20 protein-coding genes are annotated in these 21,442 nt (G+C 70.5%); 1 reads left to right on the top strand and 19 read right to left on the bottom strand.

Translation table 11 applies throughout. From position 1 onward, the window contains the following. Positions 1 to 52: 52 nt before the first annotated feature. The 13 genes from metK to pyrR form a co-directional block, all read right to left on the bottom strand. Positions 53 to 1,276: a methionine adenosyltransferase gene (metK, locus tag ACIBUY_RS34880; RefSeq protein ID WP_365577641.1), complete on the bottom strand. Its 1,224-nt coding sequence runs from the start codon at positions 1,274 to 1,276 to the stop codon at positions 53 to 55. A 251-nt stretch (positions 1,277 to 1,527) separates the two neighbouring features. Continuing rightward, positions 1,528 to 2,736, bottom strand: coding sequence for a bifunctional phosphopantothenoylcysteine decarboxylase/phosphopantothenate--cysteine ligase CoaBC (coaBC, locus tag ACIBUY_RS34875; protein WP_365577644.1), 1,209 nt, complete (start codon positions 2,734 to 2,736; stop codon positions 1,528 to 1,530). 120 nt (positions 2,737 to 2,856) lie between these two features. Next, positions 2,857 to 3,129, bottom strand: a complete 273-nt coding sequence (gene rpoZ / locus ACIBUY_RS34870) for a DNA-directed RNA polymerase subunit omega (protein ID WP_005319902.1) — start codon at positions 3,127 to 3,129, stop codon at positions 2,857 to 2,859. 71 nt (positions 3,130 to 3,200) lie between these two features. Beyond that, positions 3,201 to 3,758, bottom strand: coding sequence for a guanylate kinase (gmk, locus tag ACIBUY_RS34865; RefSeq protein ID WP_365577647.1), 558 nt, complete (start codon positions 3,756 to 3,758; stop codon positions 3,201 to 3,203). A 61-nt stretch (positions 3,759 to 3,819) separates the two neighbouring features. Further along, complete coding sequence (locus tag ACIBUY_RS34860) at positions 3,820 to 4,143, bottom strand: integration host factor (RefSeq protein WP_026246651.1); 324 nt, start codon at positions 4,141 to 4,143, stop codon at positions 3,820 to 3,822. A gap of 279 nt (positions 4,144 to 4,422) precedes the next feature. Beyond that, entirely contained in the window at positions 4,423 to 5,268 is an 846-nt protein-coding gene (pyrF, locus tag ACIBUY_RS34855; RefSeq protein WP_399154780.1) for an orotidine-5'-phosphate decarboxylase, read from the bottom strand. Further along, positions 5,265 to 6,374, bottom strand: coding sequence for a quinone-dependent dihydroorotate dehydrogenase (locus ACIBUY_RS34850; RefSeq protein ID WP_399154841.1), 1,110 nt, complete (start codon positions 6,372 to 6,374; stop codon positions 5,265 to 5,267). Before ACIBUY_RS34850 ends, pyrF begins: the two co-directional genes overlap by 4 nt. 68 nt (positions 6,375 to 6,442) lie before the next feature. Continuing rightward, positions 6,443 to 9,751 carry a carbamoyl-phosphate synthase large subunit gene (gene carB / locus ACIBUY_RS34845; protein WP_365577653.1) on the bottom strand — a complete coding sequence of 1,103 codons (3,309 nt, stop codon included), beginning with the start codon at positions 9,749 to 9,751 and terminating at the stop codon, positions 6,443 to 6,445. After that, positions 9,744 to 10,886, bottom strand: coding sequence for a glutamine-hydrolyzing carbamoyl-phosphate synthase small subunit (gene carA, locus ACIBUY_RS34840; protein ID WP_365577656.1), 1,143 nt, complete (start codon positions 10,884 to 10,886; stop codon positions 9,744 to 9,746). The genes carB and carA overlap by 8 nt, the downstream gene beginning before the upstream one ends. Next, positions 10,883 to 11,455, bottom strand: a complete 573-nt coding sequence (locus ACIBUY_RS34835; RefSeq protein ID WP_399154779.1) for a hypothetical protein — start codon at positions 11,453 to 11,455, stop codon at positions 10,883 to 10,885. Before ACIBUY_RS34835 ends, carA begins: the two co-directional genes overlap by 4 nt. Continuing rightward, complete coding sequence (locus tag ACIBUY_RS34830; RefSeq protein ID WP_365577662.1) at positions 11,452 to 12,741, bottom strand: dihydroorotase; 1,290 nt, start codon at positions 12,739 to 12,741, stop codon at positions 11,452 to 11,454. The genes ACIBUY_RS34835 and ACIBUY_RS34830 overlap by 4 nt, the downstream gene beginning before the upstream one ends. 4 nt (positions 12,742 to 12,745) lie before the next feature. Then, positions 12,746 to 13,723: an aspartate carbamoyltransferase catalytic subunit gene (locus ACIBUY_RS34825; protein ID WP_365577665.1), complete on the bottom strand. Its 978-nt coding sequence runs from the start codon at positions 13,721 to 13,723 to the stop codon at positions 12,746 to 12,748. A gap of 99 nt (positions 13,724 to 13,822) precedes the next feature. After that, positions 13,823 to 14,395 (bottom strand): bifunctional pyr operon transcriptional regulator/uracil phosphoribosyltransferase PyrR, encoded by a 573-nt coding sequence (gene pyrR, locus ACIBUY_RS34820; protein WP_365577668.1) that lies wholly within the window; start codon positions 14,393 to 14,395, stop codon positions 13,823 to 13,825. Positions 14,396 to 14,638: 243 nt separating this feature from the next. Between pyrR and bldD the strand changes: the two genes are divergently transcribed. Then, complete coding sequence (gene bldD, locus ACIBUY_RS34815) at positions 14,639 to 15,139, top strand: transcriptional regulator BldD (protein ID WP_093894511.1); 501 nt, start codon at positions 14,639 to 14,641, stop codon at positions 15,137 to 15,139. 85 nt (positions 15,140 to 15,224) lie between these two features. Here the strand turns inward: bldD and ACIBUY_RS34810 are convergent, their stop codons facing one another. From ACIBUY_RS34810 to ACIBUY_RS34785, 6 genes are all read right to left on the bottom strand, one after another. Continuing rightward, entirely contained in the window at positions 15,225 to 16,673 is a 1,449-nt protein-coding gene (locus ACIBUY_RS34810) for a pyridoxal phosphate-dependent decarboxylase family protein (protein WP_399154778.1), read from the bottom strand. Beyond that, entirely contained in the window at positions 16,670 to 18,082 is a 1,413-nt protein-coding gene (locus ACIBUY_RS34805) for an MFS transporter (protein WP_399154777.1), read from the bottom strand. The genes ACIBUY_RS34810 and ACIBUY_RS34805 overlap by 4 nt, the downstream gene beginning before the upstream one ends. A gap of 110 nt (positions 18,083 to 18,192) precedes the next feature. Continuing rightward, a complete protein-coding gene (gene nusB, locus ACIBUY_RS34800) occupies positions 18,193 to 18,627 on the bottom strand; it encodes a transcription antitermination factor NusB (protein ID WP_365577678.1) in 435 nt (144 codons plus the stop codon). 2 nt (positions 18,628 to 18,629) lie between these two features. Then, positions 18,630 to 19,196, bottom strand: a complete 567-nt coding sequence (gene efp / locus ACIBUY_RS34795) for an elongation factor P (protein WP_365577681.1) — start codon at positions 19,194 to 19,196, stop codon at positions 18,630 to 18,632. A gap of 59 nt (positions 19,197 to 19,255) precedes the next feature. Further along, positions 19,256 to 20,374 (bottom strand): aminopeptidase P family protein, encoded by a 1,119-nt coding sequence (locus ACIBUY_RS34790; RefSeq protein WP_399154776.1) that lies wholly within the window; start codon positions 20,372 to 20,374, stop codon positions 19,256 to 19,258. Between the two features lie 85 nt (positions 20,375 to 20,459). Continuing rightward, positions 20,460 to 21,311, bottom strand: a complete 852-nt coding sequence (locus ACIBUY_RS34785) for a Pro-rich N-terminal domain-containing protein (RefSeq protein WP_365577685.1) — start codon at positions 21,309 to 21,311, stop codon at positions 20,460 to 20,462. Between the last annotated feature and the right edge of the window lie 131 nt (positions 21,312 to 21,442).

Here is a 21,442-nt window from a genome sequence, read left to right as displayed (position 1 = left end):
CCCGGCCCTCCCTCAGGAGAACCGGGCCCAACAAGCACCACCAAGCGCGGACTTACAGGCCCGCAGCCTTCCGCAGCGCGTCCACGCGGTCCGTCTTCTCCCACGTGAAGTCGGGCAGCGCGCGCCCGAAGTGGCCGTAGGCGGCCGTCTGGGAGTAGATCGGGCGGAGCAGGTCGAGGTCGCGGATGATCGCGGCCGGGCGGAGGTCGAAGACCTCGGAGATCGCGGCCTCGATCTTGTCGGTGTCGACCGTGTTCGTACCGAAGGTCTCGACGAACAGACCCACCGGCTCGGCCTTGCCGATCGCGTAGGCGACCTGGACCTCGCAGCGCGCCGCCAGGCCCGCCGCGACGACGTTCTTGGCGACCCAGCGCATCGCGTACGCGGCCGAGCGGTCGACCTTCGACGGGTCCTTGCCCGAGAAGGCGCCGCCGCCGTGCCGGGCGTAGCCACCGTACGTGTCGATGATGATCTTGCGGCCGGTCAGGCCCGCGTCACCCATCGGGCCGCCGATCTCGAAGCGACCGGTCGGGTTGACCAGCAGGCGGTAGCCCTCGGTCTCCAGCTTGATGCCGTCGTCGAGGAGCGCCTTCAGCTCGGGCTCGACCACGAACTCCCGGATGTCGGGGGCGAGGAGCGAGTCCAGGTCGATGTCCGAGGCGTGCTGGGACGAGACCACGACCGTGTCCAGGCGGACCGCCTTGTCACCGTCGTACTCGATGGTGACCTGGGTCTTACCGTCCGGGCGGAGGTAAGGGATCGTGCCGTTCTTGCGGACCTCGGACAGGCGGCGCGACAGGCGGTGCGCGAGGTGGATCGGGAGCGGCATGAGCTCCGGGGTCTCGTCGCACGCGTAGCCGAACATCAGGCCCTGGTCGCCCGCGCCCTGCTTGTCGAGCTCGTCCCCTTCGTCTCCGCGGGAGGCACCCTCGACGCGCTTCTCGTACGCCGTGTCGACGCCCTGAGCGATGTCGGGGGACTGCGAGCCGATGGAGACCGAGACGCCACAAGAAGCGCCGTCGAATCCCTTCTTCGACGAGTCGTAGCCGATCTCGAGGATCTTCTCGCGCACGAGCTGCGCGATCGGCGCGTACGCCTTCGTGGTGACCTCGCCGGCCACGTGCACGAGGCCCGTGGTGATCAGCGTCTCGACGGCGACGCGGGACGTCGGGTCCTCGCGAAGCAGCGCGTCGAGAATGGTGTCGCTGATCTGGTCAGCGATCTTGTCGGGGTGGCCCTCGGTCACGGACTCCGAGGTGAACAGGCGACGGGACACAACGCTCCCTGTGGTTGCAGCGGCTGCTGGCTGATCATTGACGGACGGGACGGGGGCTGCGCCCGACGACATCCAAGAACAGTTTATCGGTCGTGCTCGGCCGCCGGACCACGCGTCTCGCCACTTGGGAGCGCTGTGACCTGCGACACCGCATTCTCCGATACGACGATCGGTCTTCGGAAGGGGCCCGAGCGCCCGAAATTCCCAAGTTTTCGGGGATTCGGGGCACCCGAAGGGGCGAACGTGGAATTTCACTCGGTGACGCGGCGCACGACCTCGTCCCAGATCCGGTCGGCGAGTGCCTCCTTCGGGCCGTACGGGATCGGCGTCTCGCTGCCGTCGGCGCCCAGGATCACGGCCTCGTTCTCCTCCGCGCCGAACGTCTTGCGCTCCCCCACCTCGTTGACGACGAGCAGGTCACAGCCCTTGCGGGCGAGTTTGGCGCGGCCGTTGGCGAGCACGTCGTCGGTCTCGGCGGCGAAGCCGACGACGATCTGCCCTGCGCGCGGCCGGTCCCCGGAGATCTCGGCGAGGATGTCCGGGTTGCGGACGAGCGCGACCGGCGCCGGGTCCTGCCCGTCCTTCTTCTTGATCTTTCCGGTCGCGTACGTCTCGGGCCGGAAGTCGGCCACCGCCGCGGCCATCACGACCGCGTCGGCGTCGGCCGCGGCCTTGAGGACCGCCTCGCGCAGCTGCACGGCCGTGCCGACGTGGACGACGTCGACGCCCGCCGGGTCGGGCAACGCCGCGTTCGCGGACAACAGCGTGACGCGCGCGCCGCGGGCCGCCGCCGTGCGGGCCAGTGCGTAGCCCTGCTTGCCGGAGGAGCGGTTGCCGAGGAAGCGGACCGGGTCGAGGGGCTCGCGGGTGCCGCCGGCGCTGACCACGACGTGCCGGCCCGCGAGATCGGGCTCCACGGAGCCGCGCGCGAGGACCCGACGGACGTACTCGAAGATCTCGACCGGGTCCGGGAAGCGGCCCTTGCCGGTGTCGACGCCCGTGAGGCGGCCGACCGCAGGCTCGATGACGAGGGCGCCGCGGTGGCGCAGCGTCGCGACGTTCTCCTGCGTCGCCGGGTGTTCCCACATCTCGGTGTGCATCGCGGGTGCGAAGACGACGGGACAGCGGGCGGTGAGGAGGGTGTTCGTGAGGAGGTCGTCGGCGAGGCCGTGGGCCGCCTTCGCGAGCATGTCGGCGGTGGCCGGGGCGACGACCACGACGTCCGCGTGCTGGCCGATGCGGACGTGCGGGACCTCGTGGACGGAGTCCCAGACCTCGGTGGAGACCGGGTTGCCGGACAGCGCGGACCAGGTCGCGGCGCCGACGAAGTGCAGCGCCGAGTCCGTGGGGACGACGCGGACGTCGTGGCCCGACTCGGTCAGCCGCCGCAGCAGTTCGCACGCCTTGTAGGCGGCGATCCCACCGCTGACTCCCAGTACGACCTTGGGCTTCGACGACACCGGCTCTCCCCTGATTCGAAAACGTACGACCAGAAAACGTACGACTCCATGACACACCACAGGCCCGGCAGCAGCACTGCCGGGCCTGTGGTGACGTGTACTTCAGTGATACGACGAGTGTTACTGCGCCGGGCCCTCGATGGCCTCGGACGTCAGCAGACCCGCGTTGATCTCACGAAGGGCGATCGAGAGCGGCTTCTCGTGGACGTGCGTGTCCACCAGCGGGCCGACGTACTCGAGCAGGCCCTCACCGAGCTGCGAGTAGTACGCGTTGATCTGACGCGCGCGCTTGGCGGCGTAGATGACCAGGCTGTACTTCGAGTCGGTGGCTTCGAGCAGCTCATCAATCGGCGGGTTGATGATGCCCTCGGGCGCGGTGATGGAAGAGGACACTCTCTGCCTTCCGATGGGGGCCGGGACCGGGACCGGTTCCGACTGGGGTAAAGATCAAAAAAGGGTGAAGATCAAAGAACCTTCATCAAGGCTAGCAGCTCACGCGCCACGTCCTCGACGGAGGTATTGACCAGGGTCGTGTCGAACTCGGACTCGGCCGCCAGTTCCACCTTGGCCGCGTCGAGCCTGCGCTCGATGACCTCGGGGGCCTCGGTGCCGCGCCCGGTGAGCCGGCGGACCAGCTCGTCCCAGCTCGGCGGTGCGAGGAAGACCAGCTGAGCCTCGGGCATCGACTCGCGGACCAGGCGAGCACCCTGGAGGTCGATCTCGAGGAGCACGGGCTCGCCCCGGTCGAGGCGCTCCAGCACGGCGCGGCGCGGGGTGCCGTAGCGGTTTCCCGCGAACTCGGCCCACTCGAGCAGCTCGCCGTTGGCGATCAGCTTGTCCATCTCCTCGTCGGTGACGAAGAAGTACTGGACTCCGTGCTTCTCGCCCGGGCGCGGCTTGCGGGTCGTCGCCGACACCGAGAGCCAGACCTCGGGGTGTTCCTTGCGCATATGAGCGACGACCGTGCTCTTGCCGACTCCAGAGGGGCCGGAGAGCACGGTCAGCCGCGGACGTTCACTCATGCAGCGATTATTCCAGTTGTTCCGGAGTGCCCGGACCAGCCCTCGGGCCGGTCAGTGGCGCTCAGGCTCCGGTGCTGCCGAACTCGCGCTCCAGGGAGGCGATCTGGTTGGAACCAAGACCGCGCACCCGGCGGGATTCGGAGATCCCGAGGCGCTCCATGATCTGCTTGGCGCGGACCTTGCCCACGCCCGGCAGGGACTCGAGGAGGGCGGAGACCTTCATCTTTCCGATGACGTCGTTCTCCTGGCCCTGCTTGATGACCTCGTGAAGGGAGGCGCCGGAGTGCTTGAGTCGATTCTTGACCTCGGCCCGCTCCCGGCGAGCCGCGGCGGCCTTTTCGAGCGCGGCTGCGCGCTGTTCAGGGGTAAGGGGCGGAAGAGCCACGCCTACGTCACCTCGGATGTCGAACTGTCGGATACGGACCGGTGAGGAACCTAGTCGCCCCACACCTGGTGAGCAACGAGCAACGCGCTTGCCTGCGTTCACCCGTTGGCTCTCGACGGAGACTAGCGGCCAAGGGCCTCTGAGTCAGCGAGAACAGCGGAAAAGTCCTGGTCAGCCTCTGTCGAGCCATACATTACGGACAAAACGACCGCTAAATCGGTCAGGATTCGGACGCGGGGCCCAAGGTCGGCACGGAGTGCCACCCCTGGGCGGCACTTCTCACGCGTCAGCGACTGCCTCACGGACCTCGTCCGCGAACCGCACGGCGGCGTCCTTGAGCGCGGAGACGGACGGACCCGCCTTCAGGACGCCGCGGCTCACGTTCGGTACGACGTTGCGCACGGCCGCGCCGAACACCGACGGGAGATCGGCGGCCGTGGCGCCCTGCGCGCCGATGCCGGGCGCGAGGAGCGGACCGTTGATGTCGAGCTCGTACGAGGAGAGGTCACCGAGGGTCGCGCCGACGACCGCGCCGAAGGAGCCCATCGGGGTCTCCCCCGCGTTCTCGGCCGCCAGGTGCGCCAGCATCGTCGCGCCGATGTTCTTCCCGTCCTCGCGCACCGCGTGTTGCACCTCGCCGCCCTCGGGGTTGGAGGTGAGCGCGAGCACGAAGAGGCCGGCGCCGGACTCGCGGGCGAGGTCCACGGCGGGCTTCAGCGATCCGTAGCCGAGGTACGGCGACACGGTCAGCGCGTCCGAGAACAGCGGGGAGTCCTTGTGCAGGAAGGTCTCCGCGTACGCGGCCATGGTCGAGCCGATGTCGCCGCGCTTGGCGTCCATGACGACGAGGGTGCCCGCGGCGCGCAGATCGGCGACGGCCTGCTCCAGGACGGCGATGCCGCGCGAGCCGAAGCGCTCGAAGAACGCCGACTGGGGCTTCACCACGGCGACGGTGTCGGCCAGGGCCTCGACCGTCGTGCGCGTGAAGGACTCCAGGCCGGCGATGTCGTCGTTCAGGCCCCAGGAGGACAGCAGGGCGGCGTGCGGGTCGATGCCGACGCAGAGCGGGCCGCGCTCGTCCATGACGCGGCGCAGGCGGGCACCGAAGGGTTCGAGGACAGTCATGCGGCGTTGGCCTTCTTCCTGACGTCGGCGCCGATCGCGTCGGCGAGGGTGGCGTACGGGCTCGTACGGAGACGGGCGGCGAGCCCCTTGTGGATCGCGCGGGCGTAGAACGGGCCCTCGTAGATGAAGGCCGAGTAGCCCTGGATGAGCGTGGCGCCGGCGAGGATGCGCTGCCAGGCGTCCTCGGCGTTCTCGATGCCGCCGACGCCCACGAGGGTGATCTGGTCCCCCACGCGCGCGTAGAGGCGCCTGAGGACCTCCAGGGAGCGTTCCTTGAGGGGCGCGCCGGACAAGCCACCGGTCTCGTTCACGACGTCGCCGCGCGTCGTCAGACCCTCGCGGGAGATCGTCGTGTTCGTGGCGATGATGCCGTCCAGGCCGAGCTCGACGGCCAGGTCGGCGACCGCGTCGATGTCCTCGTCGGCGAGGTCGGGCGCGATCTTCACGAGGAGCGGGACGCGGCGGGAGCGCACGGTGCGGTCGGCGGCCTCGCGCACCGCGGTGAGCAGCGGGCGCAGCGCCTCCGTGGCCTGGAGGTTGCGCAGGCCCGGCGTGTTCGGCGAGGAGACGTTCACCACGAGGTAGTCCGCGAAGGCGGCGAGGCGCTCGGTGGACTTCACGTAGTCCCCGACGGCTTCCGCCTCGGGCACGACCTTGGTCTTGCCGATGTTCACGCCGACCGTGGTCCTGATGACGGGGTTGCGGGAGGCCAGGCGCGCGGCGACGGCCAGCGAGCCCTCGTTGTTGAAGCCCATGCGGTTGATCAGGGCGCGGTCCGGGACGAGCCGGAAGAGGCGCTTCTTCGGGTTGCCGGGCTGCGGCTCGCCCGTGACGGTGCCGATCTCGATGTGGTCGAAGCCGAGCATCGCCATGCCGTCGATCGCGATGGCGTTCTTGTCGAAGCCGGCGGCGAGACCGAAGGGACCGTGCATACGGAGACCGAGGGCTTCCGTACGCAGCTCCTTGTAGCGCGGCGCGAGAGCGGCCGCCACGAAGGTGCGCAGGACGGGGGTGCGGGCCGCGAGGCGGATCCAGCGGAAGGCCAGGTAGTGGGCCTTCTCGGGGTCCATGCGCTTGAAGACGAGGTTGAAGAACAGCTTGTACATGGTGGGTGCCCTCTTGATGAGCCTCATGAAGAGGGGGACACCGTTTCCGATGTCCCCCTCTTGGGTTGCTAGTCGCGGGCCGCGGTCAGGTGTTCCGCGTGTTCCTGCAGTGAACTGACGCCCACGTCACCGTGGTTGAGGGCGTCGATGCCCTGGACGGCGGCAGCAAGGGCCTGGACCGTCGTCAGGCAGGGCACGGAGCGGGCCACTGCCGCCGTGCGGATCTCGTAGCCGTCGAGGCGGCCGCCGGTGCCGTACGGGGTGTTGACGATGAGGTCGACCTCCCCGTCGTGGATCAGCTGGACGATGGTCTTCTCGCCGTTCGGGCCCTCGCCCTCGGACAGCTTGCGCACGACGGTGGCGTTGATGCCGTTGCGCTTGAGGACCTCGGCGGTGCCCGAGGTGGCCATCAGCTCGAAGCCGTGGGCGACCAGCTCGCGCGCCGGGAAGATCATCGAGCGCTTGTCGCGGTTGGCGACCGAGATGAAGGCGCGTCCCTTGGTCGGCAGCGGCCCGTAGGCACCCGCCTGCGACTTGGCGTACGCCGTGCCGAAGACGGAGTCGATGCCCATGACCTCGCCGGTGGAGCGCATCTCCGGGCCGAGGACCGTGTCGACGCCGCGGCCGTGGATGTCGCGGAAGCGCGACCACGGCATGACGGCCTCCTTGACGGAGATCGGCGCGTCGAGCGGCAGCGTGCCGCCGTCGCCGGTCTTCGGGAGCAGGCCCTCGGCGCGCAGCCCGGCGACCGTGGCGCCCAGCGAGATGCGGGCGGCGGCCTTCGCGAGCGGCACCGCGGTCGCCTTCGAGGTGAAGGGGACGGTGCGCGAGGCGCGCGGGTTGGCCTCCAGGACGTAGAGGATGTCACCCGCCATCGCGAACTGGATGTTGATCAGGCCGCGGACGCCGACGCCCTTGGCGATGGCCTCGGTCGAGGCGCGCAGGCGCTTGATGTCGTAGCCGCCGAGGGTGATCGGGGGCAGGGCGCACGCCGAGTCGCCGGAGTGGATGCCGGCCTCCTCGATGTGCTCCATGACGCCGCCGAGGTAGAGCTCCTCGCCGTCGTAGAGCGCGTCCACGTCGATCTCGATGGCGTCGTCCAGGAAGCGGTCCACCAGGACCGGCCGGGACGGGCTGATCTCGGTCGACTCCTCGATGTACGAGGACAGGCGGGTCTCGTCGTAGACGATCTCCATGCCGCGGCCGCCGAGCACGTACGACGGACGGACGAGGACGGGGTAGCCGATCTCGTCGGCGATGGCCTTCGCTTCCGCGAACGTGGTGGCGGTGCCGTGCTTCGGGGCCGGGAGGCCGGCCTCGGCGAGGACACGGCCGAAGGCGCCGCGGTCCTCGGCGGCGTGGATCGCCTCGGGCGGGGTGCCCACGACCGGCACGCCGTTGTCCTTGAGCGCCTGGGCGAGGCCCAGCGGGGTCTGCCCGCCGAGCTGCACGACGACGCCCGCGATCGGGCCCGCGAGGGACTCGGCGTGCACGATCTCCAGCACGTCCTCGAGCGTCAGCGGCTCGAAGTACAGGCGGTCGGAGGTGTCGTAGTCCGTGGAGACGGTCTCCGGGTTGCAGTTGACCATCACGGTCTCGTAGCCCGCGTCGCTGAGCGCGAAGGAGGCGTGGACGCAGGAGTAGTCGAACTCGATGCCCTGGCCGATGCGGTTCGGGCCCGAGCCCAGGATGATCACCGCGGGCTTGGTCCGGGGCGCGACCTCGGACTCCTCGTCGTACGAGGAGTAGAAGTACGGCGTCTTGGCGGCGAACTCGGCGGCGCAGGTGTCGACCGTCTTGTAGACCGGGCGGACCCCGAGCGCGTGCCGGACCTCGCGGACGACGTCCTCGCGCAGGCCGCGGATCTCGGCGATCTGCTGGTCCGAGAAGCCGTGGCGCTTGGCCTCGGCGAGCAGCTCGGCGTCCAGGCGCTCGGCGCCGGCCAGCTCGTCCGCGACCTCCTTGATCAGGAAGAGCTGGTCCACGAACCACGGGTCGATCTTCGTGTAGTCGAAGATCTCCTGGGGCGTGGCACCGGCGCGGATCGCCTCCATGACGGTGTTGATCCGGCCGTCGGTCGGGCGCACGGCCTCTTCGAGGAGGGCGGCCTTGTCGCCGACCGGGCCCACGAAGGTGAACTGGCTGCCCTTCTTCTCCAGCGAGCGCAGCGCCTTCTGGAACGCCTCGGTGAAGTTGCGGCCGATCGCCATGGCCTCGCCCACCGACTTCATGGTGGTGGTGAGGGTGGAGTCGGCCTGCGGGAACTTCTCGAAGGCGAAGCGCGGGGCCTTCACGACCACGTAGTCGAGCGTCGGCTCGAAGGAGGCCGGCGTCTTCTCGGTGATGTCGTTCGGGATCTCGTCGAGCGTGTAGCCGACGGCCAGCTTCGCGGCGATCTTCGCGATCGGGAAGCCGGTGGCCTTCGAGGCGAGGGCCGACGAACGCGACACACGCGGGTTCATCTCGATGACGATGATGCGGCCGTCGTCGGGGTTGATCGCGAACTGGATGTTGCAGCCGCCGGTGTCCACGCCGACCTCGCGGATGATCGCGATGCCGATGTCGCGCAGGCGCTGGTACTCGCGGTCGGTCAGCGTCATCGACGGGGCGACGGTGATCGAGTCGCCGGTGTGCACGCCCATCGGGTCGAAGTTCTCGATGGAGCAGACGACCACGACGTTGTCGTTCTTGTCGCGCATCAGCTCCAGCTCGTACTCCTTCCAGCCGAGGATGGACTCCTCCAGGAGCACCTCGGTGGTCGGGGAGAGCGTCAGGCCCTGGCCGGCGATGCGGCGCAGCTCCTCCTCGTCGTGGGCGAAGCCGGAACCGGCGCCGCCCATGGTGAAGGAGGGGCGGACGACGACGGGGTAGCCGCCGAGGGTGTCGACGCCCTTGAGCACGTCGTCCATGGAGTGGCAGATGACCGAGCGGGCGGACTCGCCGTGCCCGATCTTCTTGCGGACCTCCTCGACGACGCCCTTGAAGAGGTCGCGGTCCTCGCCCTTGTTGATCGCCTCGACGTTGGCACCGATGAGCTCGACGCCGTACTTCTCGAGGACGCCCTGCTCGTGCATCGAGATGGCCGTGTTGAGGGCCGTCTGACCACCGAGGGTGGGCAGGAGCGCGTCGGGGCGCTCCTTGGCGATGATCTTCTCGACGAACTCCGGGGTGATCGGCTCGACGTACGTGGCGTCGGCGATCTCCGGGTCGGTCATGATCGTCGCCGGGTTGGAGTTGACGAGGATGACCCGCAGGCCCTCGGCGCGCAGGATGCGGCACGCCTGGGTGCCGGAGTAGTCGAACTCGGCGGCCTGGCCGATGACGATCGGGCCGGAGCCGATGACCAGGACGGACTGGATATCGGAGCGCTTAGGCACGCTGGCCCTCCATCAGGGAAACGAAGCGGTCGAACAGGTAGGCGGCGTCGTGCGGACCGGCCGCCGCCTCCGGGTGGTACTGGACGGAGAAGGCCGGCTGGTCGAGCAGCTGGAGGCCCTCGACGACCTGGTCGTTCAGGCAGACGTGGGAGACCTCGGCGCGGCCGAAGGGCGTCTCGCTCACCTTGTCGAGCGGCGCGTCGACGGCGAAGCCGTGGTTGTGCGCGGTGACCTCGACCTTGCCGGTGGTGCGGTCCTGGACCGGCTGGTTGATGCCGCGGTGGCCGTACTTCAGCTTGTACGTGCCGAAGCCGAGGGCGCGGCCGAGGATCTGGTTGCCGAAGCAGATGCCGAACAGCGGCGTCTTGCGGCCGAGGACTGCGGTCATCAGCGCGACCGGGCCCTCGGCGGTGGCCGGGTCGCCCGGGCCGTTGGAGAAGAAGACGCCGTCGGGGTCGACCGCGTACACGTCCTCCTCGGTCGCCGTGGCGGGCAGCACGTGCACCTCGATGCCGCGCTCGGCCATGCGGTGCGGGGTCATGCCCTTGATGCCGAGGTCGATCGCGGCGACGGTGAACTTCTTGGTGCCGATGGCCGGGACGACGTAGGTCTCCTTGGTGGCGACCTCCTCGTACAGGCTCAGGCCCTTCATGGCGGGCTGCGCCTGGACCTTCTCGACGAGCTCGGCGTCGGTCGGCAGCTGCGGGCCGGAGAAGATGCCGGAGCGCATGGAGCCGCGCTCGCGCAGGTGGCGGGTGAGGGCGCGGGTGTCGATCCCGGAGATGCCCACGATGTTCTGGGCGACCAGCTCGTCGTCGAGCGAGCGCTTGGCGCGCCAGTTGGAGGGGATGCGGGCGGGGTCGCGCACGACGTAGCCCGAGACCCAGATGCGGCTCGACTCGTCGTCCTCGTCGTTCCAGCCCGTGTTGCCGATCTGCGGGGCGGTGGCGACCACGATCTGGCGGTCGTACGACGGGTCGGTCAGGGTCTCCTGGTAGCCGGTCATGCCGGTGGAGAACACGGCCTCGCCGAAGGTCTCCCCCACGGCCCCGTAGGCACGGCCGCGGAACACCCGGCCGTCCTCCAGGACGAGTACGGCGGGAACCTTCGCGGTTCCCCTGGTGGAGGTGGTCATCGTGCGGCGCCTTCCGTCGTGGTGTTCGTCTTGATCATGTCGTTCAGAGCGGTGACCCAGTCGGCCTGCTCGGCGGCCAGGTCCGAGCGGAACCCGGAGTCGATCAGCTTGTCCCCGTGCGCCCAGGTGACGATCAGCAGACCGCCCTCCGTGAGGACCTTGCCGGCGATGCCCTTGTCGAGCCGGGCCTCGCGCAGTGCGTCCGCCGGGACGAAGAAGTCCGTCGCGCCCGGGCGTACGACGTCGAGGCCCGCGTCCGTGAGGGTCAGCTCGACGCGGCTGCGGGTGCCGAGGCCGTGCGCCACGATGCGGTCGAGCCACTGCCCTGCCGTGGTGGAGCCGTGGTAGCGGCCGCTCAGCTCCAGTTTCGCCGGGCCCGGCTCGCTCGGCGCGCTGAGCAGCGGTGGCAGGTCGCCCTGCAGCGTGCTGCGCCACTTCCAGCCCTGGCGCATCAGCCAGTAGACGAGCGTGATGAAGAGCAGCAGCCCGACGATCCAGCCGATCCGGTCGGGCCAGTCGGTCACGTCCGCCGACTTCTGTTCGGCGGCCAGGTACAGCTGTGGAGTCACGCGAGCTTCCCGTCGGCGAGGGTGGCCTTGCCCCGCAGCCAGGTGTGGGTGACGCGCCCCGGCAGCTCGCGGCCCTCGTACGGGGTGTTGCGGCTGCGCGAGGCGAAGCCCGCGGGGTCAACGGCTCCACGGTAGTCGGCGTCGACGAGGACGAGGTTGGCCGGCTCACCTGCCGAGACGGGGCGTCCATGGCCGGCGGCCCGGCCGATCTCGGCGGGCTTCACCGACATGCGGTCGGCGACGCCGGCCCAGTCCAGCAGCCCCGTCTCGACCATCGTCTGCTGGACGACGGACAGCGCGGTCTCCAGGCCCACCATGCCCATGGCGGCCGCGGCCCACTCGCAGTCCTTGTCCTCGTGCGGGTGCGGGGCGTGGTCGGTGGCGACGATGTCGATCGTGCCGTCGGCCAGCGCCTCGCGCAGCGCCATGACGTCCTTCTCGGTGCGCAGCGGCGGGTTCACCTTGTAGACCGGGTTGTACGAGCGCACCAGCTCGTCGGTGAGGAGCAGGTGGTGCGGGGTCACCTCGGCGGTGACGTCGATGCCGCGGGACTTGGCCCAGCGCACGATCTCCACCGAGCCGGCGGTCGACAGGTGGCAGATGTGCACCCGCGAGCCGACGTGCTCGGCGAGCAGCACGTCACGGGCGATGATCGACTCCTCGGCGACGGCCGGCCAGCCGCCCAGGCCCAGCTCTGCGGAGACGACGCCCTCGTTCATCTGGGCGCCCTCGGTGAGGCGGGGCTCCTGCGCGTGCTGGGCGACGACGCCGCCGAAGGCCTTCACGTACTCCAGGGCGCGGCGCATGATCACGGCGTCGTGGACGCACTTGCCGTCGTCGGAGAAGACGGTGACGCCGGCGGCGGACTCGTGCATGGCACCGAGCTCGGCGAGCTTCTGCCCCTCCAGGCCGACGGTCACGGCACCGATGGGCTGCACGTCGCAGTAGCCGTGCTCCTGGCCGAGCCGGTAGACCTGCTCGACGACGCCGGCGGTGTCGGCGACCGGGAAGGTGTTGGCCATGGCGAACACGGCGGTGTAGCCGCCGGAGGCGGCGGCCTGCGTACCGGTCAGGACGGTCTCGGAGTCCTCGCGGCCCGGCTCGCGCAGGTGGGTGTGCAGGTCCACGAGGCCCGGCAGGAGCACCTTGCCCTCGGCCTCGACGACCTCGTCGACGCCCTCGGCGGACAGGCCGGTGCCGACCTCTGCGATGACGGCCCCGTCGATCAGGACGTCCTGCGGCTCGCCGCCGAGCACCTTCGCACCACGGATCAGGATCTTGCTCATGGTCTTACTTCTCCTCGGTACGAGAGTGGGTGACGGCGGGTTCGTTGCCGCCGAGCAGCAGATAGAGGACGGCCATGCGCGTGTGCACGCCGTTGGCGACCTGTTCGACGACCGTGCAGCGCTCGGAGTCGGCGACCTCGGCGGAGATCTCCATGCCGCGGACCATCGGGCCGGGGTGCATCACGATGGCGTGCTCGGGCATCTTCGCCATGCGGTCGCCGTCGAGGCCGTAGCGACGCGAGTACTCGCGCTCGGTCGGGAAGAAGGCGGCGTTCATCCGCTCCCGCTGCACGCGCAGCATCATCACGGCGTCGGACTTCGGCAGGGTCGCGTCCAGGTCGTAACTGACCTCGCACGGCCAGGTCTCGACGCCGACGGGCAGCAGGGTGGGCGGCGCGACGAGGGTCACCTCGGCGCCGAGGGTGTGCAGCAGGTCGACGTTCGAGCGGGCGACGCGGCTGTGCAGGACGTCACCGACGAGCGTGACGCGCTTGCCGTCGAGACCCTTGCCGAGCCCCTCGTCGGCGCCGACGAGGCGGCGGCGCATGGTGAACGCGTCGAGCAGCGCCTGCGTGGGGTGCTGGTGGGTGCCGTCGCCCGCGTTGATGACGGGGGCGTCGATCCAGCCGGAGTTCGCGAGCCGGTAGGGGGCGCCGGAGGCGCTGTGCCGGATGACGACGGCGTCGACGCCCATCGCCTCCAGGGTCTGCGCGGTGTCCTTCAGGGACTCGCCCTTGGAGACGCTGGAGCCCTTGGCGGCGAAGTTGATGACGTCGGCGGACAGGCGCTTCTCGGCGGCCTCGAAGGAGATCCGGGTCCGGGTCGAGTCCTCGAAGAAGAGGTTGCAGATCGTGCGGCCGCGCAGTGCGGGCAGCTTCTTGATGGGCCGGTCGGCGACGCGGACCATCTCCTCGGTGGTGTCGAGGATGAGGACGGCGTCGTCGCGGGTGAGGTCGGCGGCCGAGATGAGGTGTCGCATCATCGGGGGTGCTCCGTAAGGAAGTTCAGAACATTCAGGGCATACGGGCGCGCGTGAGCACACCTGTCGGGCCGTACGGGAATCACGTACGGCGGGAGGTGGCTACTGCTCGGCCGCCTTGGCGTCCCGCTTGGCACCCAGCAGCACGGCGTCGCGGCCGTCCTCCTCGGCGAGCTGGACCTTGACCGTCTCCCGCAGCGACGTGGGGAGGTTCTTGCCCACGTAGTCGGCGCGGATCGGGAGTTCGCGGTGACCGCGGTCGACGAGCACCGCGAGCTGCACGGCGCGCGGGCGCCCGATGTCGTTCAGGGCGTCGAGTGCGGCCCGGATGGTGCGGCCGGAGAACAGCACGTCGTCGACGAGGATCACGAGGCGGCCGTCGATGCCGTCGGCGGGGATCGCGGTGCGGGCGAGCGCGCGCGGCGGGTGCATGCGCAGGTCGTCGCGGTACATCGTGATGTCGAGCGAGCCGACGGGAACGGCGCGGCCGGTGATCTCTTCGAGCTTCTCGGCCAGGCGGCGGGCGAGGAAGACGCCCCGCGTGGGAATGCCCAGGAGGACCACGTCCTCGGCGCCCTTGGCGCGCTCGACGATCTCGTGGGCGATGCGGGTCAGTACCCGCGCGATGTCAGGGCCTTCGAGAACAGACCTGGCATCGGAATTCTGCGTGTCCATACGAAACGGACCCCCTTCTCCGCCTCACGGGACGGATCTTAAAGGACGTCGGAATTGCGCCATCCAGACTACCAGCCCCTCAACATCGCTGATCACCCCCCTGGAGGTGCGAGAACGCCGGTTTCGGGAGAAGGTCGGTACGGACCATTCGGCTTGACGCGGCCAAGTAACGCTGCGTAACCTCACAGTGAGTTACCAGCCACGCGGCGCAGCCGCTAAGTGATGCAGTGTCCGGGGAGCTATATGTCCAGCGAATACGCCAAACAGCTCGGGGCCAAGCTCCGCGCGATCCGTACCCAGCAGGGCCTTTCCCTCCACGGCGTCGAGGAGAAGTCCCAGGGACGCTGGAAGGCGGTCGTGGTCGGGTCGTACGAGCGCGGTGACCGTGCCGTGACCGTGCAGCGCCTTGCCGAGCTGGCGGACTTCTACGGAGTGCCGGTGCAGGAGCTGCTGCCGGGGACCACCCCGGGCGGCGCCGCCGAGCCCCCGCCGAAGCTGGTCCTGGACCTGGAGCGCCTGGCCCACGTGCCGCCGGAGAAGGCCGGTCCGCTGCAGCGCTATGCCGCCACGATCCAGTCGCAGCGCGGTGACTACAACGGCAAGGTGCTGTCGATCCGCCAGGACGACCTGCGCACGCTCGCCGTCATCTACGACCAGTCGCCCTCGGTCCTGACCGAGCAGCTGATCAGCTGGGGCGTCCTGGACGCGGACGCGCGTCGTGCGGTGGCGCACGAAGAAGCCTGAGCGAAGGCCGCTTGGCAAGAACACCGCAGAAACGTCACATCCCAAGGGGCGGAGCCGGTCGGCTCCGCCCCTTGGTGCATTCCGGTCAGACCTGGTAGAGCCGCCCGATGACCTCGGGCAGCAGCCGCTCGCCGAGCCGTGGGGGCAGCGCCTGCAGGACGGCCAGTACCGGCGCCATCCGCTCGGGGAGCCGGCCGCCCTCCCCCACGCCCGCCAGAGCGAGCGCCGCCTCGACCTCCTGCGGGGTCAGCGCCTGCGGGTCCAGCGCGGCGGCGGCCTCGACGATCGCCGGGTCGACCCGCACGGGCCCGGCCGCGCGCGCCCGCCCCACCGCCTTCTCCACCTCGCCGAGCAGCAGCTCCACGGTCTCTTCGCCGGCCACGGCCGCGGTCACCGTCAGGTGCAGATTGGCCGGTGACGCCCCGAACGCCGGCTGGGGCTGCAGGTACCAGCCGCTGCCCCGGATCTCGTCCGCCACCACGAAGACGTCCAGACCCGGGTCGTCCGATGCCACGGCGAGCAGGGACGCCTCGGGCCGCGCGAGCAGCCGCAGCCCCTCGATCCGCCCGATGCCCTCGGCGAGCGCCCGGGTGGCGCGGTGTACGCGCGTCGACAACTGGGCGTAACCCTCGGTCCCGACGCGCTCGGTGACGGCCCAGGCCGCGGCGAGCGGTCCGGCCGACTTGGTGCCCTGCAGCGTGGAGTTGACGACGGGATAGCCGGGCCAGGAGGCGTGCGCGAACCAGCCATGGCGGCGCAGTTCGGCATCCCGGAAGAGGAGCAGCGAGGCGCCCTTCGCCGTGTACGCGTACTTGTGGAGGTCCACCGAGAGGGATGTCACACCGGGCACGGACAGGTCGAACTCCGGTATTTCCGGCGCGTCTTGGACAAAGGCACCGGAGCGTACGGCCTCCCTGAGATGCCCGAGGTACCAGCCGCCGATGCAGGCGTCGACGTGGCAGAGGACGCCGCGCCGCGCCGCCTCGGCCGCCACCTCCGTGACCGGATCGATGACGCCGTGCGCGTACGAGGGCGCGGAGACGACGACCAGGGCGGTGCGTTCGGTGAGCGCCGCCGCCACGTCGCCGGGGTGCACCCGGAAGGTCGACGGATCGACGGGCACGCTCACCACCCGCAGTCCGAAGAGTTCGGCGGCCTTGTGGAACGCGGCGTGCGCCGTCTCCGGTAGCACCAGCTCGGGTTCCGTCACGCCCCGCACGCGCCGGGCGTGCTGACGTGCCGTCAGGACGGCGAGCAGGCAGCTCTCGGTGCCACCGCTGGTGAAGGTGCCCGCGCTGCCGCCGAGGAGTGCGGTGGCCCGGCGCACCAGGTCGTTCTCCAGCTCCACGACGCTCGGGAAGGCCGTCATGTCGAGCCCGTTGACCCCGGCGAAGGCGGCCTGTGCGGCGTTCGCCAGTTCCTCGAGCCCGTCGAGCCCCGAGTCGTAGACGTAAGCCATGGTGCGTCCGCCGCGCACGGGCAGATCACCTGCGCGCAGGGCGGCGAGCCGGGTCAGGAGGGGATCGGACGTCATGCGTACTCCTCGTCGTGCGGGGTCGATCCGGCGCGCAGCCGGGTCAGTTCGGCCTCGGTCAGGCGGTAGCGGGACAGCAGGGGAAGGCTGAGCAGCAGCAGTGCGGCGGGCAGGACGCCGAAGCCGACGACGATCGCGGTGAGCGCGGAGTCGGGCTGGGCGACGCGGTGGTCGGCGTCGGACGAGACGAAGCCGCCGAGGGCGAGCACGAGCCCGAACAACCCTGGTCCGAGGGCGAGTCCGAGTGTCTCGCCTGCGGTCCACAGGCCGGTGAAGACCCCGGCCCTGCGCTTGCCGCTGCGGTACGCGTCGGCGGCGATCGCGTCCCCGAGCATCGCCATGGGGAGCATCTGCATGCCGGCGTATCCGACGCCGCCCAGGGCCACGGCGACGTAGATCAAGGAGGTCGGCAGCTCGCGTCCGGCAGCGGCGCCGACGGCTCCCAGGAGGAAGCACAGGGAGGCGCCGATCGCCGCGTTCCGCTTGCCGGTGCGGCGGCCGACGGCCAGCCAGAGCGGCATCGCGAGCAGCGACGGGACGATGAGGCACGCGAAGAGGAGCGTCGTGGCGCCCGGCCGGTCGAGGATGTACGTCGCGAAGTACTGGGTGCCCGCCAGCATCAGCCCGGTCGCGGCGGCCTGGACGACGAAGGCGCCGAGCAGCCGGGCGAAGGGCGCGTTCGAGCGGGCGGCGCGCAGCTGGGCGCGCAGGCCCGGCTCGGCCGTCGTACGGATGACGCTCCCGGTGCCGGCCGTCGCGGCGACGGCGGCCAGCATCCCGGCCGCGAGCAGGGCGCCGACGACCGCGCCCATCAGACGGTAGCCGCCCGCGCTCCCCCGGTCGTCGCCCGAGGCGCCCGCGAGCAGCGGGGCGACCGCGCCGGACAGCAGGATCGCGACGGCGAGGAACGCCACGCGCCAGGACATGACGCGGGCCCGCTCGTCCGGATCTGCGGTGAGCTCCGCGGGCAGCGCGACGTACGGCACCTGGAAGCAGGCGTACGCGGAGGCGGTGAGCAGGAAGAGCACGGCGACGTACGCGGCGGCCGGGCCGCCCTCGAGTCCGCCGGGCGCGGCGAACATGGCCGCGAAGCACAGTGGCAGGGTGATCGCGCCGAGCAGCATCCAGGAGCGGCGCGGGCCGAGGCGGGAGCGGGTGCTGCGGTCGGAGAGGCTGCCGATCCACGGGTTGAGCAGCACGTCCCACGCCTTGGGCAGGAAGACGAGCAGCCCGGCGAGGCCCGCGCCGACCCCCAGGACGTCGGTGAGGTAGTAGAGCAGGAGCAGGCCGGGGACGGTGCCGAAGGTGCCGGTGGCGAAGGAGCCGAGGCCGTAGCCGACGCGCACCCTGGCCGGGAGAGCCGGGAGAGCCGGGCGGGCCGGGAGGGCCGGCGGACCTGTTGGGGTCATGGCCAGAACGTAATGACCGGTCCGGGAACGCACCAGGCCCGAAGCAGAACATTGTTCAAGTTCTGCTTCGGGCCTGCGGAGGTACGGAACGCTCTGCGGCGATCTGGCGGTTATGCCTCGTCGCGTCGGAGCGTCGGCTTCAGGTCCTTGAAGCGGGCCAGAAGTCCGTTGATGAACGCCGGGGAGTCGTCCGTGGAGAACTCCTTGGCGAGGCCCACGGCCTCGTCGAGGACCACGGCGTCCGGCGTTCCGTCGACCCAGATGAGCTCGTACGCGCCGAGCCGCAGGATGTTGCGGTCGACGACCGGCATCCGGTCGAGCGTCCAGTCGACGGAGTACTGCGAGATCAGCTCGTCGATGCGGCGGGCCTTGGGGGCGTACCCCTCGACCAGCTCCATCGTGTACTCGCTGACGGGCGGCTGCTGGGGGTCGCTGTGCGAGTTCTTGACCCAGTCCGCGAGGACCGTCACGACGTCGGCGCCGCGCTGGTCGGCCTCGAAGAGGATCTGGAAGGCTCGCTTGCGGGCCGTGTTACGGGCAGCCACGGTTAGCTGTTCACCCGGCCGAGGTAGCCGCTGTCGCGGGTGTCGACCTTGATCTTCTCGCCCGTGGTGATGAAGAGCGGGACCTGGATCTGGTGGCCGGTCTCCAGGGTGGCGGGCTTGGTGCCACCGGTGGAGCGGTCGCCCTGGACACCCGGCTCGGTCTCCTGGATGGTCAGCTCGACGGCGGCCGGCAGCTCGACGAAGAGCACCTCGCCCTCGTGCTGCGCGACCGTGGCGGTGAAGCCCTCGATCAGGAAGTTGGCGGCGTCACCGACGGCCTTGCGGTCGACGTGCAGCTGGTCGTAGGTCTCCATGTCCATGAAGACGAAGTAGTCGCCGTCCATGTAAGAGAACTGCATGTCGCGCTTGTCGATCGTGGCCGTCTCGACCTTGACGCCGGCGTTGAACGTCTTGTCGACGACCTTGCCGGAGAGCACGTTCTTGAGCTTGGTGCGCACGAAGGCCGGGCCCTTGCCGGGCTTGACGTGCTGGAACTCGACGACGGACCAGAGCTGGCCGCCTTCGAGCTTGAGCACAAGGCCGTTCTTGAGGTCGTTCGTGGAAGCCACGGTTGCGGAATCTCCTGGACTGACGTGGACGACCCCGGGGCACAGCGCGTAGCCGACGGCTACAGCGCGAGCAGCTCCTTGGTCGTGATGGTGAGTAGCTCGGGTCCGCCGTCCGCCTCGGGGCGGACGACGAGCGTGTCATCGATCCGGACGCCGCCCCGGCCCGGGAGGTGGACCCCCGGTTCGACGGTGACCGGCACACAAGCGTCAAGTTTACCCATGGCGGCGGGGGCCAACTGCGGGTCCTCGTCGATTTCGAGTCCCACCCCGTGTCCGGTCAGCGCAGCAAGCCCGTCACCATACCCCGCCGAGTCCAGTACGTGCCGGGCGGCCCGGTCCACTTCGCGGTACTCGGCACCGGGCACGAGGGACTCCCGTCCGGCCCGCTGAGCGGCGAAGACGACGTCGTAGAGCTCGATCTGCCAGTCGGCGGGCGAGGTCCCGATGACGAAGGTCCGGCCGATCTCGCAGCGGTATCCGCGGTAGGTGGCGCCCAGGCACACGGACAGGAAGTCGCCCTCCTCGACGCGGCGGTCGCTGGGCCGGTGGCCACCGCGCCCCGAGTTCGGGCCGGTACCGACCGACGTGGGGAAGGCGGGCCCGTCGGCGCCGTGGTCGACAAGTCGACGTTCCAGTTCCAGGGCGAGATGCCGTTCCGTGCGCCCCACGAGGATGGATTCGAGCAGCTCCCCCAGTGCCTGGTCGGCGATCTCCGCGGCGATCCGCAGACAGGAGATCTCCTCCTCGTCCTTGACGAGCCGCAGCTGCTCGACGGCCTTGTTCAGGTCGGCGAGGCGGAGCCGGGGCGCGACGGAGGCGAGCGCCCGGTGCCGCACGACCGTCAGGTGGTGCTCCTCCACGGCGAGCGAGTCGGCGCCCTGCGCGGCGGCGACATCGGCCGCGGCGACGGCCGGGTCCGCGGCGGGCGCGGCCAGGACCTGCACCCGCAGCTCCTCGTCGGCCCGGCCCTCGGTGGGCTGTCCGCTGGGCGGCCGCGCGCACAGCATGACGTCGCCGCTGCCGCCGGGGTCCCGGCCGAGCAGCAGGACGGCGCCGAGCGGGGCCGCTCCGGCGAGATAGCGGACGTTGGCGGGGCGCGACACGAGAGCGGCTGCGCTGCCGCCCGCTGTGGCGCGCTCTCTGAGCCGGTCCCGACGGGCCGCGTACACCTCTGACATGAGGCCGAGCGTACGAGCGGGCGCGCCGGGCGGCCGGTTCAGCGCGTCCGGACGGGCGGCGGCCCTTCCGGTCCCCGGGATGTCGTCACCATTGGGGCGGACTGGCGATGGCCCGGGCGAGCACCTCGTCCAGGACCTGGGCCGTGCCGGCCACGTCGAGCTGCGAGTTGTCGATGATGGGCAGTCCCGAGCCGTACCAGCCGGCCATGCGGCCGTGGATCCGGGCGACTTCCTCGTCCGTCAGGCGGCGGTTTCCACTGCGCCGGGCATTGCGCTCCAGGACGATCTCGAGGCCCGGCAGCAGGACGACCGGCAGCAGGCCCGGGCCCACGTGCCGCTTCCAGCCGCCGAGGCCCACGACGGGCCGGTCGGGGAAGACGGCGTCGTCGAGGATGCAGGAGATCCCGTTCGCCAGGAAGTTCCGCGCGGCGAAGCCGCAGGTGCGGCGGGCCAGGCGGTACTGCGCCTCACTGTTGTCGTTCCACCCGGTCTGCGGGTCGGCGAATCCGGAGCGCACCCATTCCCGTACGTCGTCCAGGCTGATGTGCGCGGTCGGGACGCGGCGCCGCTCCGCCCAGAGCTTGGCGACGCTGGTCTTGCCCGCGCCGGCGGGACCGATCAGCAGCACGGCGAGGGTGGTCGCCGACGGGTCGACGGGGGCCTGCGCGGGCGGCGGGCTCGGCACGGCGAAGGGGCCGCCCGGCGGGAGCTGCACATGGCCCGTCGTGTCGCGCTGCGGCGGCGCGGGCGGGCGCGGGGCCGCGGGCGCCTGGGGGTGCGGTGGCCGCTGCGGATGGTGCTGCGGGACGCCGGTGAAGCCGGGGGCGCCGTGCGGCTGCTGCGCCTGGTGCGTCTGCGGCACCACCGGCCAGGGGCCGGCCGGTCCATGCCCCGGCCGAGGGGGCGGTGGCAGCGGAGACCCCACTGCGTCCTGCATCCGGTGCCACTCCATCTCGTACAACCGTCGTCTGGGCGCCGGCGGACCGGGCGCTACCGAACGGTACCGTCCCCGGCCGCCGTTGTGTGAACGGCCGGGGACGCCACAAAGTGCCCGTAGCTGAACGAGCA

The sequence above is a fragment of the Streptomyces sp. NPDC050085 genome, assembly GCF_044460595.1.
Classification (GTDB): Bacteria; Actinomycetota; Actinomycetes; order Streptomycetales; family Streptomycetaceae; genus Streptomyces.
This window is presented reverse-complemented; position numbering and strand designations above follow the sequence as displayed.